This is a genomic window from uncultured Gimesia sp., from assembly GCF_963976445.1.
Classification (GTDB): domain Bacteria; phylum Planctomycetota; class Planctomycetia; order Planctomycetales; family Planctomycetaceae; genus Gimesia.
Genome location: NZ_CAXBKP010000002.1, coordinates 522,423 through 539,698 on the forward strand (window position 1 = coordinate 522,423; position 17,276 = coordinate 539,698).

Annotated in this window: 13 protein-coding genes and 1 tRNA gene; 9 read left to right on the top strand and 5 right to left on the bottom strand. The window is 46.0% G+C overall.

What is annotated here, in order from left to right; translation table 11 throughout:
* The first annotated feature begins 72 nt into the window (after positions 1-72).
* The 7 genes from AAC022_RS04450 (at position 73) to AAC022_RS04480 (ending at position 7,921) form a co-directional block, all read left to right on the top strand.
* Complete coding sequence (locus tag AAC022_RS04450) at positions 73-1,245, top strand: glycosyltransferase (RefSeq protein WP_339728402.1); 1,173 nt, start codon at positions 73-75, stop codon at positions 1,243-1,245.
* Between the two features lie 17 nt (positions 1,246-1,262).
* Positions 1,263-2,000 carry a polysaccharide deacetylase family protein gene (locus AAC022_RS04455; RefSeq protein WP_339728404.1) on the top strand — a complete coding sequence of 246 codons (738 nt, stop codon included), beginning with the start codon at positions 1,263-1,265 and terminating at the stop codon, positions 1,998-2,000.
* A gap of 29 nt (positions 2,001-2,029) precedes the next feature.
* Positions 2,030-3,439, top strand: a complete 1,410-nt coding sequence (locus AAC022_RS04460) for a hypothetical protein (RefSeq protein WP_339728406.1) — start codon at positions 2,030-2,032, stop codon at positions 3,437-3,439.
* A gap of 50 nt (positions 3,440-3,489) precedes the next feature.
* Positions 3,490-4,074 carry a serine acetyltransferase gene (locus AAC022_RS04465; RefSeq protein ID WP_339728408.1) on the top strand — a complete coding sequence of 195 codons (585 nt, stop codon included), beginning with the start codon at positions 3,490-3,492 and terminating at the stop codon, positions 4,072-4,074.
* The gene (locus tag AAC022_RS04470; RefSeq protein WP_339728410.1) at positions 4,071-5,342 is read left to right on the top strand and encodes a glycosyltransferase family 2 protein; all 1,272 of its coding nucleotides are present in this window, start codon (positions 4,071-4,073) and stop codon (positions 5,340-5,342) included. Before AAC022_RS04465 ends, AAC022_RS04470 begins: the two co-directional genes overlap by 4 nt.
* 6 nt (positions 5,343-5,348) lie before the next feature.
* Entirely contained in the window at positions 5,349-6,542 is a 1,194-nt protein-coding gene (locus AAC022_RS04475) for a hypothetical protein (protein WP_339728412.1), read from the top strand.
* A gap of 377 nt (positions 6,543-6,919) precedes the next feature.
* Complete coding sequence (locus AAC022_RS04480) at positions 6,920-7,921, top strand: glycosyltransferase (RefSeq protein WP_339728414.1); 1,002 nt, start codon at positions 6,920-6,922, stop codon at positions 7,919-7,921.
* A 6-nt stretch (positions 7,922-7,927) separates the two neighbouring features.
* Here AAC022_RS04480 and AAC022_RS04485 read toward each other — a convergent pair whose 3' ends face one another.
* Positions 7,928-10,921: a PVC-type heme-binding CxxCH protein gene (locus AAC022_RS04485; RefSeq protein ID WP_339728416.1), complete on the bottom strand. Its 2,994-nt coding sequence runs from the start codon at positions 10,919-10,921 to the stop codon at positions 7,928-7,930.
* Between the two features lie 399 nt (positions 10,922-11,320).
* On the opposite strand from AAC022_RS04485, the gene AAC022_RS04490 reads away from it, so the two are divergent.
* Positions 11,321-12,106 (top strand): ATP-binding protein, encoded by a 786-nt coding sequence (locus AAC022_RS04490; protein WP_339728418.1) that lies wholly within the window; start codon positions 11,321-11,323, stop codon positions 12,104-12,106.
* A gap of 106 nt (positions 12,107-12,212) precedes the next feature.
* A tRNA-Leu gene (locus AAC022_RS04495) sits at positions 12,213-12,297 on the top strand.
* Positions 12,298-12,499: 202 nt separating this feature from the next.
* Here AAC022_RS04495 and AAC022_RS04500 read toward each other — a convergent pair.
* The 4 genes from AAC022_RS04500 to AAC022_RS04515 all read right to left on the bottom strand — a co-directional run bounded on the left by AAC022_RS04500 (position 12,500) and on the right by AAC022_RS04515 (position 17,266).
* A complete protein-coding gene (locus AAC022_RS04500) occupies positions 12,500-13,771 on the bottom strand; it encodes a lactonase family protein (RefSeq protein WP_339728421.1) in 1,272 nt (423 codons plus the stop codon).
* Positions 13,772-14,368: 597 nt separating this feature from the next.
* A complete protein-coding gene (locus tag AAC022_RS04505; protein ID WP_339728423.1) occupies positions 14,369-15,478 on the bottom strand; it encodes a glycosyltransferase family 4 protein in 1,110 nt (369 codons plus the stop codon).
* Positions 15,475-16,371: an NAD(P)-dependent oxidoreductase gene (locus AAC022_RS04510; protein ID WP_339728425.1), complete on the bottom strand. Its 897-nt coding sequence runs from the start codon at positions 16,369-16,371 to the stop codon at positions 15,475-15,477. The genes AAC022_RS04505 and AAC022_RS04510 overlap by 4 nt, the downstream gene beginning before the upstream one ends.
* Positions 16,358-17,266, bottom strand: a complete 909-nt coding sequence (locus AAC022_RS04515; protein ID WP_339728427.1) for a glycosyltransferase family 2 protein — start codon at positions 17,264-17,266, stop codon at positions 16,358-16,360. Before AAC022_RS04515 ends, AAC022_RS04510 begins: the two co-directional genes overlap by 14 nt.
* Between the last annotated feature and the right edge of the window lie 10 nt (positions 17,267-17,276).

Genomic DNA, 17,276 nt, shown 5'->3' on the forward strand with positions numbered 1-17,276 from the left:
ATGAAAATTTTATTTCTTTCGAATGTGTTTCCAAATTCGTTACACCCGGGGAAAGGTACGTTCAATTGCGCCATGATCCAGGCATTGTCAGAACTGCATCCGATACATGTTGTTTCTCCAGTCTCATGGCTCGATGAGTTCTCACATTACATCAAGCATAAAGCCCCTTTAAATCGTGAATGGTTACCCGTCGAAAGTTCGGGCCGCCTGAGTGCCGAATATCCACGTTTTTATTACTTACCCAAAATACTTCACCAGCATTACGGGCAGTTTCTCTACTGGTCGATCAAGAAGTCACTTCATCAGGCAATTACAGCATTCCAGCCAGACATCATCCTCTCCTACTGGCTTCACCCCGACGGAGCAGTCGCCGTAAGAGTAGCGCAGGAACATGGCCTACCCGTCGTTACCATGACCGGGGGTAGTGATATCTTACTTCTCACTAAAAATCGCCAGCGAAAGCGCGCGATCAAAACCGTCCTCCAACAGGCTGACGGAGTCATTACCGTCAGCGACGACATCATGTCGGCAGTCAAACAATTGAAAATCCATCCAGATAAAATCCATACGATTTATCGCGGCGTGAACCGCAGCCTGTTTACCCCCGGAGATCAGCAAGCTGCCCGCCAGAGACTCGGTCTTCCATTAGACCGAAAAATCATCGTCAGTGTAGGACGACTTGAACCAGTCAAAGGTCATACCGTTCTGCTGGATGCCTGCCTGAAAATAAGTAAACAGGGCATTCCATTTACGTGCTATGTTTTAGGTGAAGGTTCATTAGAAGCCACATTATTGCAAAAAATCAAAGAATATGGATTGGAAGGACTGTTCCAGTTAAATGGATCACAACAGCAATCCCGACTGGCAGACTGGTATCGCGCTGCTGATGTAATCGCGCTCCCCAGCCTTTCGGAAGGTATACCTAATGTCCTTTTGGAAGCCATTTCCTGTGGCAAACAATTTGTGGCCAGCCGAGTGGGTGGCATTCCTGAAATTGCAGATCCGGTCTGCGATCAGTTGGTTCCCCCTAATGATCCAGAAGAATTAGCTGAAGCCATCTGTAGTATGTTCAGCAACCCCATTCAGAGTGAAACACGGAGTTTTGAACCGATTTCCTGGCAGGAGTCTGCGGTGCAAATCAGTCAGATCCTTTCTGACTGCAGCACTCGCTTTTCTTCGGGACTAACAAACAAACAGAAATCACGATCTTCATATCGACGTAAAAAAAGAAGAATTCGACGATAGAACTGACAGACAAAACCATGAGTACCATTCGCCAACTGATCAAGAAAGCGATTCCGGCAGTCATCCCACAGAGACTGTTCTTGGACCATGGTACGCCCGGTCTGCACTCTGACGGGCATCAAGACACCTCCCCCACTTCAAAACAACGTCCAACAGTCAATGTTTCTTTCACTTTTGATGATGGTCCCCATCCTGAATATACTCCCCGACTACTAGAGGTGTTGAACCACTATCATCAACGGGGGACATTTTTTGTGATTGGAGAAAAGGCTCAACAGCACCCAGAATTAATAGAACGAATTCTCGATGAAGGCCACGAAATCGGAAACCATACATTTTCCCACAGTGAACCCTCTGAGACTTCAAATCGACACTTTCTGGAAGAGATCAAACAAACGGACCAACTGCTCAATCAAATCACCGGACGAACTCCCGATCTGGTTCGTCCTCCGAAAGGAAAACTAACTGTAAGAAAAATGCTGGGACTCTGGCTTCAGCGTCGTACGGTAGTCCTCTGGGATACAGACCCTCGCGATTATCTCATGACAGATAGGACAGACATTACAGACTGGTGCCAGCAATTTCATCCTCAGGAAGGAAACATCTGCTTAATGCACGATAATCACCCCTACGCCATCGAAGCGGTGAAACAGCTTTCTGAGCGCCAGGATATTCATATTCGATCTCATATTGTCAGTCACTGGCTGGCACACAAAAGTTACCAATCTATCATTAATCAACAGGTCGTTACCTGATTATTAAATAATTTGAGGAATGCATTTCCATGTCGACAATCATTTCAAATTCTGTTGAAACCCCAGCCACCGTGGAGAAAGCATATCCGGACACAGGCAGAAAACGCCTGCTTCTGGTTAGCTATCATTTCCCACCGGTTGGCGGTGCCGGCGTACAAAGACCTGTCAAGTTCGTGAAATATCTGCGAAAGTTCGGCTGGGATGTCAGTGTTTTAATGGCGGCAAATCCTTCAGTCCCCGTTTTTGACAATAGTCTTTTAGTCGATATACCAGAAGAAACTCATCTGGAAAAAGCGAGAACCTGGGAACCCGACTACGCTCTTAAAAGGAATATGGGAAGCCAGAACAAAACTGGTCAGTCTAGCAGTTTGTTGGCTCCCGTAAAATCTGTGTGTCGCAAACTGGTGAAAGCAGGCGCCGGGCTGTTACTGCAACCAGATGCACAAATCCTGTGGTATCCGAATGCATTGAAGGCTGGCAAAAGACTATTGAAAAACGTCCACCACGATGCCATTCTGGCGACGGCTCCGCCTTATTCGAACTTAATCCTGGCCAGCAAATTGAAACAAAAGTTTCATCTGCCCCTGATCGCCGATTTTCGTGATGAGTGGGATCTTAGCAGTAAATATCTGGAAAACCATCAACAAGATCCTGTCTCGCATCTGATTCAGGCCCGTCTGCAAAAATCTGTCATGCGACATTCAGACGCCATTGTGGCGACAACACAAGCCAGTACTCAGCGTCTTCTGGATCGCGCACATCAGTTTGGTACGGATGCAATCGGAAAATGCATCTACAACGGATTTGACCGGGATGATTTTGAGTTACTCGATGAACCGGTGCATCAGCCACAGAAACACGAAGGCCAAAAACGGTTTCGAATCGTTTACACAGGCACACTTTGGAATCTGACCACCGTAGAACCATTGATCAAAGCTGTTGAAACAATTCATCACGAGAGCCCTGACCTGCTATCCGGACTGGAATTACAATTCATTGGTAGAAAAACTCCCGAACAACTGGCATTACTCGAACGCATACAGCAAACAAAAAGTACTTTGATTACTGAAGAATATTGTACACACCATGAAGCCTTAAAAAAGATGGCTGCTGCCGATGCCCTTTGTTTGCTACTGAGTGATGTTGATGGAGCTGATCGAGTCGCACCAGCGAAGTTATTTGAATATCTGGCGATCAATCGTGAAATCTTATCAATCACCCCTGCTGGAGAAACAGCAGGTATTCTGAACGATTTCTGGCCAGCCGGAAATTTCCGAGTAAACGACACGGCGGGAATCGTACGTTGGATCAAAGAGCGATTGCAGGGAAATGTCGCCCCTGAAATATCAAACCCTGAAAAGATCGAGCAATTCAATCGCGAATTCCAGGCGGGCCAATTAGCCGAGATACTGAATCAACTCGTGCTGAATCATGTTTGATGAAATCAGATTCACTAGAATGGTTCTGCCACAAACGAAGTGAGTACAAAATGAAGTTCTGGGAAGATTTAAAAGCAAAATCCGAATGGTGTTACGGAAGCACTTCTGCCCGCGCCCTGCTAAAGACATGCTTGACCGATGGCACAATGGCCATGCTCTGGTATCGACTGATGCAATGGGCAGGACATTGGAAATTGTTTCCCTTATCAATGATTTTCAATAAATGCAACGCCATCTTCTGTCAGTGTATTATTGGACGAGGTGCGGACTTCGGACGTCGATTGGTCATTATTCACAGCCAGGGTATTGTGATTAATGGGTCCGTGAAGGGCGGAGATGATATCAAGCTGGAACACCAGGTCACCATCGGCGCAGAACGAAACATCTCTCCGATTCTCGAGTCAGATATTTTCATCGGCGCCGGTGCAAAAATCATTGGCCCTGTCCATATCGGATCACATTCAAAAATTGGCGCCAACGCCGTGGTGGTCAAAAATGTGGAACCACATACAACAGTCGGAGGCATCCCCGCGCGGGTCATTAAAGTTCACCCTGAAAACACTACAGTGAAACAAAACGATATCCATCACGCAGAGCTCCCGTACAAGCAATATCAGAAAGGTCCTACATTATGAGTTCGCTTCTGATACAAACTCTATTCTGGAGTTCCCTCACCCTGGTTACCTATACGTATGCAGGATATCCACTCATTCTCTGGCTGCTGTCGCGACGGCGCGAAATACAGGCCCCCGAGGAGTCTAGAGCTTCCAGAAACAGCCCCCTGCCCCGGGTCTCGATCGTGATCGCCGCTTATCGTGAAGAATCGGTAATTCTGGAACGTTTGAATAATCTTGCCAAGCTCGATTACCCCAGTGATCAACTCGAAATCTTGATTGGCTGCGATGGAAATGAAGACCTGACAGGAGAACTCGTCAGCACTTATGATAACGCACAAATTCGACTCATCCAATTTGAACCGCGTCGTGGCAAAGCATCGGTTTTGAATGACTGTGTTCCACAAGCAGCAGGGGAAATTATTGTTTTTTCTGATGCTAACACAAACATGGACCCACAATGCATCAAACAACTTGTCAGACATTTCCAAGACGAAACCATTGGCTGCGTCTGCGGCCAACTGATTTTGGAAGATCCGACCACTGGTAAAAATGTCGACGGCCTCTACTGGAAATATGAAAATTTCCTGAAACACTGTGAAACAAAGTTGGGAGCAGTCCTCGGAGTCAATGGTGCCCTGTATGCACTCCGCAAATCACTGTATTCTTCCCTACCGGCGGAAACCGTGAATGACGACTTCTTAATCGGTATGCGGGTACATCTTGCAGGACGCCGCATAATTTATGATGACACTGCATTCGCCAGAGAGGAAACAGCGACCTCAGTCCACGCTGAATTCAAGCGGCGAATCAGAATCGGCACAGGAGCCTTCCAAAGTCTGAAACACCTTAAGGGACTCCTTAACCCAAAACATGGATATGTCGCGTTTGCATTCTGGTCACATAAGTTGCTGCGCTGGCTTTGTCCTGCCTTTATGCTAATGGCACTGGTTGCCAACCTATGTTTGATACAGTCTCCGATTTATCAAATGACCCTACTGGCACAAGGACTGTTTTACTTATCTGCGTTTGTCGGCATGAAATTTGTGAATGGAAACCGTTACCTCAAGCTCTGTCGGGTTCCCGGTATGTTTGTTCAAATGAATTTGGCACTGGGCATCGGATTCTGTCGCTGGCTCTCAATCCGACAAACGGGAATCTGGGATCGAACCGAACGCAGCCAGACAGTCACGCTACCTGTAGACGACCAGAATTTGACAATACCGGATATCGCTCCTCAAAACTCAGAATTTTCTGAGTCAGAACTTACTCATTCTTCAAAAAGCTAATTTACAATGACCTCAATGATGATTGCCTGTATTACGATTTGCGTGTTCTTATTCATCGGCCTTACCGGTGGTATCTGGCTCGCGATCCGTGCACGCAACATGCAGTACTGGCTACCTGCCTATTTCACTCAGAAAAAGAGAGATAATCCGATCACCTTCAGCCCTGAGCAACCCCGCCATATCTTTATCGCAGTCTGCGACCATTTTGAACCGGAATGGGGGAACCCCGAAAAATCGGAAGCGCTGGCCCGCGTTGATCGCTGGTGCGAAGAATACCCGGCTCGCTTTTCCCAATTCAGTGATTCGCGCGGCCAGGTTCCCCAGCACACATTCTTCTTTCCGCAAGACCAGTATGCTCCGGAATATCTGGATCGACTGGCTGTACTCTGTAAACAAGGCTATGCCGATGTTGATGTTCACCTGCATCATGATAATGACACTGCAGAAGGCCTTCGGCAGAAGATGAATGAATTCCGTCAGACACTGTTTGATCGGCACGGTTTGCTGCGAAAAGATCCACTGACCGGAGAAATCGTGTACGGTTTTATTCACGGCAACTGGGCTCTCTGCAATTCCCGGCCCGATGGGCGCTGGTGTGGAGTCGAAAATGAAATTGAAATCCTGTTGGAAACAGGCTGTTACGCCGACCTGACAATGCCCTCTGCCCCCAGTGACACGCAAACGCAAATCATCAACAGTATCTACTATGCCAAAGATCTGCCGGGACAATGCAAATCGCACGATCATGGTACTCTTGCCGGTGTTGGTCAGCCTCCTGAACAGGACAGCCTGTTGATGATCCAGGGACCGTTACGATTGGACTGGAGCAATCGCAAATGGGGATTTCTGCCCCGAATCGAAAATTCAGATCTACACGATGGTCGTCCCGCTACTTTGAACCGCTTCCAACACTGGCTGGCAGCTGATGTCCATGTCACAGGACGTCCGGACTGGACCTTCATTAAGCTACATACCCACGGTGCCAAACCTGGGAACATTGACACCTTGTTGGGTCCCGAAACCGAAGCCTTCCATGCCGCGTTACGGCAGGAAACAAACCAGCACCCGGAATGGAAATATTACTATGTCACTGCCTGGGAAATGGCATCCCTGATCCACCAGGCAGAACAGGGAGTCACCGCGCCCGACTTCGAAGCCATTCACACTGTTCAGCCTCGCGTATCAGGGGTAAAAGTATAGATAGTTAAGGGTAATTTGCTCAAATCAGCAAGGATTCCACACTATTTTCGCTGAGTGAAGCAAGGAACCCCCATTCTGAACAAATTCGCATTGACCAAATTTTTAAGTTGTGTCAATATCAGCGCCGCTGGAGAGATATATCAGGTAATTCTCTCTTTCAATATTTACTTTTACTTCGAGAAGATTGATGCCCCGCATCTATTCTCACTTATGAGTCCATTCTACCTGTTGTCTGCATTGATATTTCTTATTATTCAATGAACCGATCTTCAGAATTCAATTCTTAAAGTACAATGCAACTCCACCAGCGAAGGCGCTGCTGGCAGGTTTCAACAGGAATAAATTCAGGCTCATCATCGTTTCAAGGAGGAAACAAAATGAGTGTCACATTGGTGCATACCGGCGTATCTCATACCCGGCTTGAGTATTCTATTTGGGAAGCACTGAATCAGGCCTGGCCTCGCTCATCAACCATTGCCCGCTTTGGTACTGGTTTTTCTCCTGATCGGATCGTTGACGTCGAGCAGGCAGACTTAATCATCAGTACAAGCCTGGAAGCAGCGGCTTCCATTCAATGCCAGAGCCATCAGCTACACATGTGCTATCTGGAGCCTCAATCCAGTAATCAGACACCGATCAACCAGCAGTTAGTAAATTCATTAACGGATATCGAATTTGTTGTTCCGACAAAAACGCTTCAGAATCTGAATCGGGACCGTTTTACATCCTTCGTCAAATCTCCTGTTGATACCGACTTCTTCTGTTCCGGCTTTGAAAAACGAAGCCCGTTCCTTCTGCTCGTTGTCGATGGTCAATGGTCCGCAGAAGAACAACTGGCTGTGGATGCCTGCAAAGAACTCAAGCAAAGCCTGTCGATTGCAGGGATCGCGGATGATCAACTCCCCGCCCAGCTGCATCGTGAACCGCTCGTCGAAATTATCGGTCCTGTAGATGACCTGAAATTACGCGAACAGTATCGACTCTGTTCTGCTGTGATTTGCCCTCGTGATGTCGATTTTGATCAATCTGCTATTGAAGCCCAAAGTTGTGGCACACCGGTTGTGATCTATTCGAACTGTGAAGCCGCGAACTCTGTAGTCTGTTTTGAACAGAATGGTCTGGGCAGCGGAATTTATTTTGAAAATAAGACCATCGAATCATTAACTTCAGCGATCCAGGAATTGCATCTGCGCCCCCAACGCTGCCAATCAGTGATCGGCTGGTGCTGTGCCGCTCAATTTTCCTATCAGCAGTTTCAGCTTTCTTTCAATAAGGCGATCGCAAAAGAAATCGCTTATCGAGTCAAATCTTCGCAATCACAAATCCAAAAGCAGGACCAGCAGGATCATGGACCATCCGGGGAACGTGCCGCTGCATAAAACCTGCTATTTCAAGGTCTGCAGGTAAGCGATCAGGTCGCATAATTCCTGTCGGGTTAATTTTTCGCTTAGTTTTTCTGGCATCAGAGAAGTCTTTTGGGGAATTTGTTCGTCGATATCAGCTCGCTTGACAGCAACCACCTTGCCATCAACGGTTCCAACACTGAGGTTGTCTTTATTGGCTTCTCCCAGAATCACACCGTTAATTACTTTTCCATTTTCGAGAACAAAAGTCCAAACAGTGAATTGCGGCGCAATCTCAGCACTGGGATGCAGAATGGATTGCGCCAATTTCTTCCGATCCATAGCACGCGCGACCACAGACAAATCCGGCCCTACATTGCCCCCCTGGTGATTGATCGCATGACATTGTGAGCAACGAACACTGTAGGGATGAAAAAACACGCGTCGGCCCGCATCCGGATCTCCGCCCTCTGCTACATCTTCCCACTTTAAAACCGCCATTTTTTTTCCCAGAGCTAATGCCGCCAAGTCGGACAGATTCTGCTGCTCTGCAGACTGTAACGCCGCCAGCACGCTTTGCACACGTTTATCTTTATTGAATGCCCGCAACGCACGAATCGCCTCGGCCCTCACTGATGAGTTGGAATCATCGGTCAGCTTGATTAACAGCGATTTCGATGTGGATGAATCTTCTAGCAACAGACCGGCAGAGAGTGCCACCAGCGCATCACACCGAATTTGCTCAACCAATGATTCATCGGCGATTATCGTTCGCAATTCTGCCAGCATTGTCTTGCGAGGAGCCAGTTGTAATGCACGTAGTACAGCAAGCGTAATCGGTTGATGATTTGAACTCAGAAATGACTTCAGTAAGCTATCCGACAACTTCGCATGTGAGGGCGGAACTACAGTCAAAGCACGAGCGCGGGCATTCATGGAATAGTTTTCGTTTTCCAGAATTTTAAACGCAAACTCAGTTCCCAGCGCTTCATCATTTCGGGAACGTTGCTCACCCTCTAGCATTTGAATTCCAGCCAGAACCGCATCAAATAACTCGCCACTGACTTCTTGACTGTTGATAATCGCCAGCATCTCAGGCTTCATCGAAACCAGATTCTCCTCGGCAATCCACTGCACTATAGCTCGCTTCAAATCGGCCTCGGGATTACTCAATGCAATTTGTATGAGCTCCTCAGATTTCGGATAACTTTGACGCGCCGCTAAAATAAGCAATAATCTGAGCCGCGGTGAAAGCGTCTTTGAATAGTTTAATGTTTTCTTGAAATGCGCTTCCTTGAACGTTTCAGAGATCAGGCGAATCATCGTCGAATCTACAAACGGATCCTGCTTTTCGATCGCCTGATTTAATATTTTGGCGACTACTGCAGAGTGAGTTCTCCCCATCACACGGATCAGAGGAACCAGCCCCTGCAGACTGTTGAGCAGATAACTGGAATCACTGCCATCTGGATTTTGCAGTAGTTGTACGATTTGATTGACCGGCAATCGTTCATCATCGTACTTCATCACTTCCGTATGTAACGGGTGATAAGGGCCTTCCTGTTTTGTCGCACGCTGAGAATTAATCACCCGGACGTAAGCTGGGTTGAAATTTTTCGACAAATACATCATCGCTTCATAGCGGGATCGTAAAGGCATTTTCTGATTCCCGACGATACTACGTAATGTAAGATCTCGCTCTTCACCGATCATCCAGGCAGCCAGCCTACGCGTCGGTAAATGACTTGACTTCAACGATTTTTTTACCGTCGTGGCATAGACTTCCGACTTTTGCATTGCGGGTGAATTCTTTTGCGCGACTGGTTTCTTACCACGTTGTGAAATACGCCAGATTCGCCCCTTGCTGTGTAATTTGTAATCGCGCAACACCCAGTCAGTACAATACAGACTCCCATCAGGAGCCGTTGCGATACCCACTGGCCGAAAGTTCTCTCCCCCTTCAATCAGAGGTTCTCGCTTGGCAGAAAAACTAGCCCCTTGAGGCTGAAGCTGAAACCGATCAATCCGATGATCGCCCCAACTGGTGACCAGCAGATTCCCAATGTACTCAGCCGGTAACCCATTCGATTCGTACGCCAGAACCCCCGAGGGAGCTTCTCCCGTTCCTGCCACCATCGGCAGTGTTCCCGGTAGCTCTCCGTCCCAGCTGGTAAACGGATGCAAGCCCTTGCGACCATTACGGAAGCGATAGCCATAGTCTCCTCCCTGAATAATGTGTAACAGACGACAGGGAGGGCGACTGTCTGGATCATTATCCACTGTGAAGACATGCCCAAAAGCATCGACACAACTGGCATGTGGATTCCAGAATCCTGTTGCCCAGAGAGAAAGTTCTGTCCCATCTGGACGACAGCGATAAAGATTGCCCCCCTCGCCTCCCCCGGAAAAGGATGTCCCATCCGCCGCAGTAATGGTATATTTCGCGCCCAGGTTTTCGCCGAAGCCGATAAACATCCAGCCGGCCGCATCGAAGGCAAAGCCTGCCAGACCATTATGGGGATACGCCCCCGCCGTTTTGACTTTGAGCAGAGTCTTTTTTTGATCGGCTTTGAGATCACCATCTTCATCAATCATTAAAAACACTTCGTTCCGCGTCGCGATGAAGACTTCATTTGACAGGCACACGTTCTGCTTGTTTTTATTTCCTTCCAGATATTTCAGCCAGGTCGGTTTGACCGTAACACTCATCGTATGTGTTAAGCCGTCGGCGAACGTGACGACTTCATCTGCCTTGCCATCACCATCCTGATCAGATAACACCAGAATCCGATCGCTGTCAGCCCGACGGTATCCTTCCGGGGGAAAATGCGTGTTACTTTCAATTGCCCAGACACGACCACATTCATCAACGTCAATTCCCGTCGGCGTCACAATCTGGGGGTTTTCCGCAAAGAGTTCTATCTGGACACGATCGTCTGGAGAGTGAGGTAGATTACTTTTCCCGTCTGTCTCCTGAGCCGCTAAGCCCCTGAAGCAAAGCCCGACAAACAGCAATAGGAATAACTGCATTTTCATGTAACATCGCATTAATCACCCTCTCAAACTCACTTAAATATAAAGAGTTACAATCATTTCAGCGTACACACATATGAAGAAAATTGGAAGTAAAAGACGCAATTTTCATAAAGGTGAATCCTCTAATATCATACCAGGATATTCATAACCCCAACCAAGACAGACCCCACTCTTTCTATTTCCGCAATACAACCCATTTCACATAACTGTGTCGTATTGATTAATTCTACTGATGCATTCATTCCGACTTCTGTTGCGATCTGGATTATTAAAATGAACGGGCCGATATCTAATTCTAGAGAGATCTGATGTATCCACGATCGTTCTCTTAATGCTAGCTAAACAAATCAGCTCTTAAAAAATGAAATATTTCGTCTTTCTAAGGATGCGGGCCTGCTCATGTCAAACCAAACAATCGAATCATTAGAAAATCGCGTTCAAGAGCTGGAAACGCAAATCGAAGACTATAAAAAACAGTTAATTCATGCACAAAAAATGAGCTCTGTAGGTGCATTAGCATCTTCAATTACACACGAATTCAATAATATTCTGACGACCGTCATTAACTATGCGAAATTGGGTTTACGGCATAAAGAAGAAGAACGGCGGGAAAAAGCCTTCACCAAAATCCTCTCTGCAGGGCAGCGCGCTGCAAAAATCACGACAGGCATGCTTTCTTATGCTCGTGGAAGCGAAAGCCGTCAGGAACCTGTAGATCTCCAGCTATTGGTAAAAAGTGTGATCGCGTTAGTGGAAAAAGACCTCTCGATGCATCGTGTGAACCTACACACACATTTTGAATCAAATCCGGAAGTCGTCTTGAATCCGAACCAAATTCAGCAGGTGCTTGTCAATCTGATTGTGAACGCACGACAAGCGATGCCCACTGGAGGCAGACTGGATCTGGCAGTACGAATCAACCCGGAATCAAATATGGCAGAAGTCATCGTCCGCGACAGCGGGGCCGGTATTCCTGCTGAGAAGTTACACCACATATTTGATCAGTTTTACACTACCAAAGAGGCGGATGAAAACGGCCAGGGGGGCACAGGTTTAGGATTGTCTCTAGCCAAAGAAGTGATAGAAGCCCATAAAGGTCGTATTCGAGTGGAAAGTGCAGTCGGAAAAGGAACGGCATTTACACTCAAATTTCCACTTTCGACAGCCGCGATTGAAGCAGCCTGAACAGCTTATTTCAAAAGAAATGCTATCGAGAGCCAGCTGAGTCAGAGTTTTTTGTCTATTTCCATTGAATTCGATAAAGCGTTAGACTATATACTTTTATTCGCCGGCCGGAGTGGCGGAATCGGCAGACGCGCTGGATTCAAAATCCAGTGAGGGTAAACCTCGTGGGGGTTCAAGTCCCCCCTCCGGTAATATATCAAAACCCGATAGAAATGGTGTAAAAACCATTCCTATCGGGTTTTTGTAATTTAACTCTCACTCAACAAAGCATTAAAATACCGGAAACCAACGCTCCAACATTTCCATCGCCCCTTCGTGTTTCCTGGCACTTTCTGAGAAAAACATTCCGTACTTTTCTCATTTTGGATGCATCTATTGACTATTAATATTCAACTACCCCTTTTTTGAAAGGTCAAGAAAGACGATATGCGAAGGGTTTCCTACAGCAGCATAGTGGTTAGTGAAATTCAATTTGCCCGTTTTGCTGTCGACCTGAAAGACTGCGATACTATCTGCCCGTTGATTGCAACAGTACAAGAATTTTCCTGTAGGATCGAAACTGAAACTGCGTGGGTAATTTCCTCGTGTCCATTCTTCACCAATGAAAGTCAGTTTGCCCTCTGAGCCAATAGAAAATATTCCAATGCTGTCATGCAAACGGTTGCCTGCATAAACAAACCTGCCGTCCCCAGAAACAAGAATTTCTGAACAGAAGTTACTTCCCACAAACTCAGCAGGCAGTGTGGAAATGGTTTGCCGTGAAGTCAGCTTTCCCCCTTCAGAGTCATAATTGAACAAGACAATTGTCGAACCTTCTTCCTGGATGGAATAGAACCAACGCCCATTGGGATGAAAATGGAAATGCCGAGGACCATCACCGGGAGGGAGGGAGATTGCGGGAGGATCATTCGCAGTCAGTTTTCCCGTTTTATTATTGAACTTCCAGATATAGATTTTATCTAATCCCAAATCGACATGCAGCACAAAACGTCCTGTAGGATCAGCTTGAATCATATGTGCGTGTGTACGATCATGTCCACTGATTGCAAAGCTGCCTTTCGGTGCGTTTGTGGCAGCTGTAGGACCAATTTTTCCCACATCGTTTTTAATATCTGTCGCGTCTCCTAATCGGCCATCCTGCAGAATGGGTAGCACTGCCACGGAACCTCCAAAATAATTTGCGATCAGCAGAAAACGCCCCGAGGGATGGATGCTCACATATGTTGGACCTGCGCCCCCCGAACTAACTGTGTTGAGTGGTTTCAAGGTTCCATCTTGTTTGCTGATCACAAACGAACTTACTGTTCCGTGTTTCTCTTTTCCCACGCGATCTGTTTCATTGGTGGAATAAAGATGAGTTCCTGCTGCACTAACAGCCAGACAACTCGGGCTTGTCCCCATTGCATAGATGCCTGCAGGCGTCATTGCCCCGGTCTCTCGATCGATTTGGAAAAGATGAATACCACGTCCATTACCGGGCGGCAAGTCAACTTGAGTCGCTAACATATCACGAAGAGGAGAACTGAACGTGCCCACATAAGCAATCAGTGGCCTACTTGCCTCATTTAATTCTGCTTGAGCCAAGTCAGAAACAAGTGGAATGGCCCCTGACATTGCAACAGAAGCTTTAAGAAACGCACGACGAGATTGATTGGGAAGATTCATGGAAGATTTTCTAAAACAGTAAGGGCATCAGATATTTTAAGGAAGATTGTATATTTTGCTGACATAGCATATTTGTAATAAGCAATTATTCAGATTGCAAATCCAATTCGGATCTGACGGATATTTCCCACAACGCGTGGACTGCAGGGTTCACCATACAAAGTTCTCGCGGTTCAGCTACACGCGACTATTCTTAACGATAAGACCGAACATTAAAAACTAACCAGAGCGGTTAAGGGACCTGTTTGCACATCGCGGGACCCCTGATCATTTGCCGGAGTGATAATAGCCTTGAATTCACTGCCAGGAGAGTTCGCGACTTGCTGAAACAAACCAAACTGAAGACGCTGATTATCAAGCCAGGCAACACCTCGGCAAAGGGATACATCAAACCATTCGATAGTAAAGGTACTGGAGATTTCTCATCGTTGTGATCTTCAATACATTATTGGTAGTCACCGTGCCAAAAGCAAAGCTATTCCGTTCGTCCACATCCGCTTGCACCCAACAGGTGAATAAAACAACCATTAAAAAAACAGCCCGCCCAAGTTGCATGCTGTATCGTTTGCGAAGGCATGCCATAGTGTTATACGTCTATTAATTTTCTCTTGACACTTCTTGCTTTACTGCTCTCTCGACTAATTCCTCTTGAGTCCCTGCTCCGAAATAAAACGCCAGGAACAAGAGAGGGGTCCAGGCGAGTCCTAGAAGAAAAATCCCGCATGTAGGCCACATCAATGTACTTCCTGCTAGCGGAAATAACCAGCAGACATTTATCAGAAGAATTAAAAGAGTTACTTTTCGATGGGCCATAATTCGCCCCCTATCTGTACCATCAATTGATTCCAGCCAGCGAGAGACCCTTTGGTAGGTGTGGCTTTGGTGTGCTTGATACCAGCGTTCCCCTTGTGACATGCGTCTTAAAAGGGTGGTTGTTGCATCGACCCAAAACACACCTGATAGAATTAGCCATGTCCAGAGATTTAACGAGCCGTTGATAATTGTTAGCAATGCAATCATTCCTAACACATATCCTAAAAATGTACTCCCAGCATCACCCATAAATATTTTCGCCGGAGCCCAGTTAAATACTAGAAATCCTAGTAAACTGGCGAGTAATAAAAGAATGAGTATCCCCTCATTAGATAGAATCGCATGTAAACCAATTAGTAAGGTCGCTGACAGAAGAATGCAAATTGATTCCAGCGTTGCCAAGCCATCAATTCCATCCATGAAATTAAATAAATTGAGCCACCAGACTAAAAGTAAAGTGATTGAAATCCATAATATCCAGGGAGATTTCAGCTCAAATCCGAACAATTCAATGGGAGGCAAAGGAGAAAAGACAAAGAGAGTCGCAGTGATGATCAATGCCTGAGTAATTAGGCGCAATTTTACCGATAAGCGTAGATAATCGTCAAAAAAACCAATTAATGCAATTAAAAATCCACCGAATCCGATGCTGAGAAAAATGTTACTTGAAAAATAATTCCATGAGTACAAGAAACTCATGATCGATAAGAAACTAAAAACGAAAGCCAATCCACCTCCGTTGGGAGTGGGATTGACGTGGGCACATCGCTCAGTAGGCTCACTAATTAAGCCGACTCTAGCAGCATTGATAATAATTAATTTCGTGCAGACTATTGAAGTAATTACAGCTAAAATAAATAGAATGCTGAGTAGAGTTAAGTCCGCTTCCATCATTTCCCAACATCTTCCTTACTTAATTGAAAACCTCTTGGTTCGAATTTAAGATCATCCTTGGCATCTTGATTAGGAAAAGTAAGGTCCTGATTCATTCTATCCGCCATACCAGCTGACATTTTTCTAAACTTGGGGAGAAAGTGTAAGAGCGTTATCAAAATGCGAAAAGCCACCAGGGGAAACTGAATAAATTTTGGTTTTACCCCCAAAACGGTAAATATTCTTTCGACCATTTCTTTGTATGATAACGTTTCTCCGCCTGAAATATTATATGCCTTACCTACAATTTTTTCTTCATTCAGGGCTAAGAGGCAACTCTTTGCCACATCATCCACGTGAATAGGTTGTCTTAATCCATTGGCTTTGCCTAAGAGTGGAAAAAAACCAAAACGCTGAATGAATCGCGCGATGACTGTTATATTTTGATCACGTCCAAAACCATAGATGAGAGTGGGCCGTACGATAACCCAGTCGATTGTATTTTCTTCAGCCCAGCTAATTAATTGTTGCTCACCACCTACTAAGCGATCTGCGAGATTTTGTTCTGAAAGATCGATGGAATTTACTTTTGAAAAACGACTGGTAGAACTGAGTGCAATAATGCGGCGCGCACCAAGTGATTCTAATAAGGAATAATAATCTGGTAAAACCCAAATTGGAATCAGGCATATCCAGTATTCTATCTTCTGCCTGACATTAGCAAGAGGATCATCATTTAACACACACCAGTGGACGTTGCTGGCCTCTTCGGGCATTAATTCCTGCTTGCTTCGGCTAAATGCAATCCAAGTATGGTCTTTGTCTGAGATTTGCCTGAGTTCTGGCGCAAAGAGACGGTTACCAACAAAGCTTGTAGCTCCCAGAACACCAACTACAGATTCAGGCTTTGGCACTTTGTATCCATCTAATAAATTTTCGTACATAAAAGTAACAGGCGAGTAAGCTAAACCGTAACCAGACTCCGATCGTGACAATCCACATTAAGATTCCAGGATATTGCTGTCGAAAATACTTACGGTAAAATCGCATCATCCCTTTATGTTTATACCATTCGACTATGACTGGTGTTGATTCACTGCAGGCTCCCTGAAAGTGGGTTAGAATCGCGTCTGGAACAAACATAATTTTCCACCCCTTCATCCGGAATCGCATGCACCAGTCCAGATCTTCGCAATGGAGAAAATATTTTTCATCCAAACCTTCCACATCTTCATACGTATCACGTTTGATTAACATGCAAGCGCCAGATATTGCTTCTACTTCAATGGATCGCTCTGGTACAGCTTGTAGATGAAGATCGAAGCCAGAGAACAATTGCGGGTAACGTTTTGACAGAAACGATAGCTTGAACACTCGCACAAAAGTTCGCCAGGGAGTGGGGATAGTGCGTCGACCTCCACGCTGTTCACTTCCATCTGCGTTGAGCAAGCGGCCCCCAACCATCCCTATCGATTCGCCTTCGTTCAAGCAGTTTAATAATTGGGGAATGGTACCTTCATAGATCATACAATCTGGATTGAGATAAAACAGATACTCACCAACTGCGTTTTCTGTGCCAATATTACAGGCAACGGCAAAACCCAGATTCGACTGATTGCGTATCACCTTGAGTTGAGGATGATCGGGAAAAGTCGATTCCAAAAGTGAGATACTATGATCACTTGAAGCGTTATCGACAACAATGATTTCCACTTCAGGAGCACATTGTAATACCGATTTCACACATGCGGTAACATGCTCACTAGAATTGTAGTTAACTATGATTACGGAAAGTTTTGTTTGTGACATCAGCTTCGAA

Bases quoted from the DNA above. Each gene is read 5' to 3' on its own strand.
- AAC022_RS04470 (WP_339728410.1), top strand. From the start codon at position 4,071: ATGAGTTCGCTTCTGATACAAACTCTATTCTGGAGTTCCCTCACCCTG.
- AAC022_RS04485 (WP_339728416.1), bottom strand. From the start codon at position 10,921: ATGAAAATGCAGTTATTCCTATTGCTGTTTGTCGGGCTTTGCTTCAGG.
- AAC022_RS04515 (WP_339728427.1), bottom strand. From the start codon at position 17,266: ATGTCACAAACAAAACTTTCCGTAATCATAGTTAACTACAATTCTAGT.
- AAC022_RS04475 (WP_339728412.1), top strand. From the start codon at position 5,349: ATGACCTCAATGATGATTGCCTGTATTACGATTTGCGTGTTCTTATTC.
- AAC022_RS04505 (WP_339728423.1), bottom strand. From the start codon at position 15,478: ATGATGGAAGCGGACTTAACTCTACTCAGCATTCTATTTATTTTAGCT.
- AAC022_RS04450 (WP_339728402.1), top strand. From the start codon at position 73: ATGATCCAGGCATTGTCAGAACTGCATCCGATACATGTTGTTTCTCCA.
- AAC022_RS04480 (WP_339728414.1), top strand. From the start codon at position 6,920: ATGAGTGTCACATTGGTGCATACCGGCGTATCTCATACCCGGCTTGAG.
- AAC022_RS04455 (WP_339728404.1), top strand. From the start codon at position 1,263: ATGAGTACCATTCGCCAACTGATCAAGAAAGCGATTCCGGCAGTCATC.
- AAC022_RS04465 (WP_339728408.1), top strand. From the start codon at position 3,490: ATGAAGTTCTGGGAAGATTTAAAAGCAAAATCCGAATGGTGTTACGGA.
- AAC022_RS04490 (WP_339728418.1), top strand. From the start codon at position 11,321: ATGTCAAACCAAACAATCGAATCATTAGAAAATCGCGTTCAAGAGCTG.
- AAC022_RS04500 (WP_339728421.1), bottom strand. From the start codon at position 13,771: ATGAATCTTCCCAATCAATCTCGTCGTGCGTTTCTTAAAGCTTCTGTT.
- AAC022_RS04460 (WP_339728406.1), top strand. From the start codon at position 2,030: ATGTCGACAATCATTTCAAATTCTGTTGAAACCCCAGCCACCGTGGAG.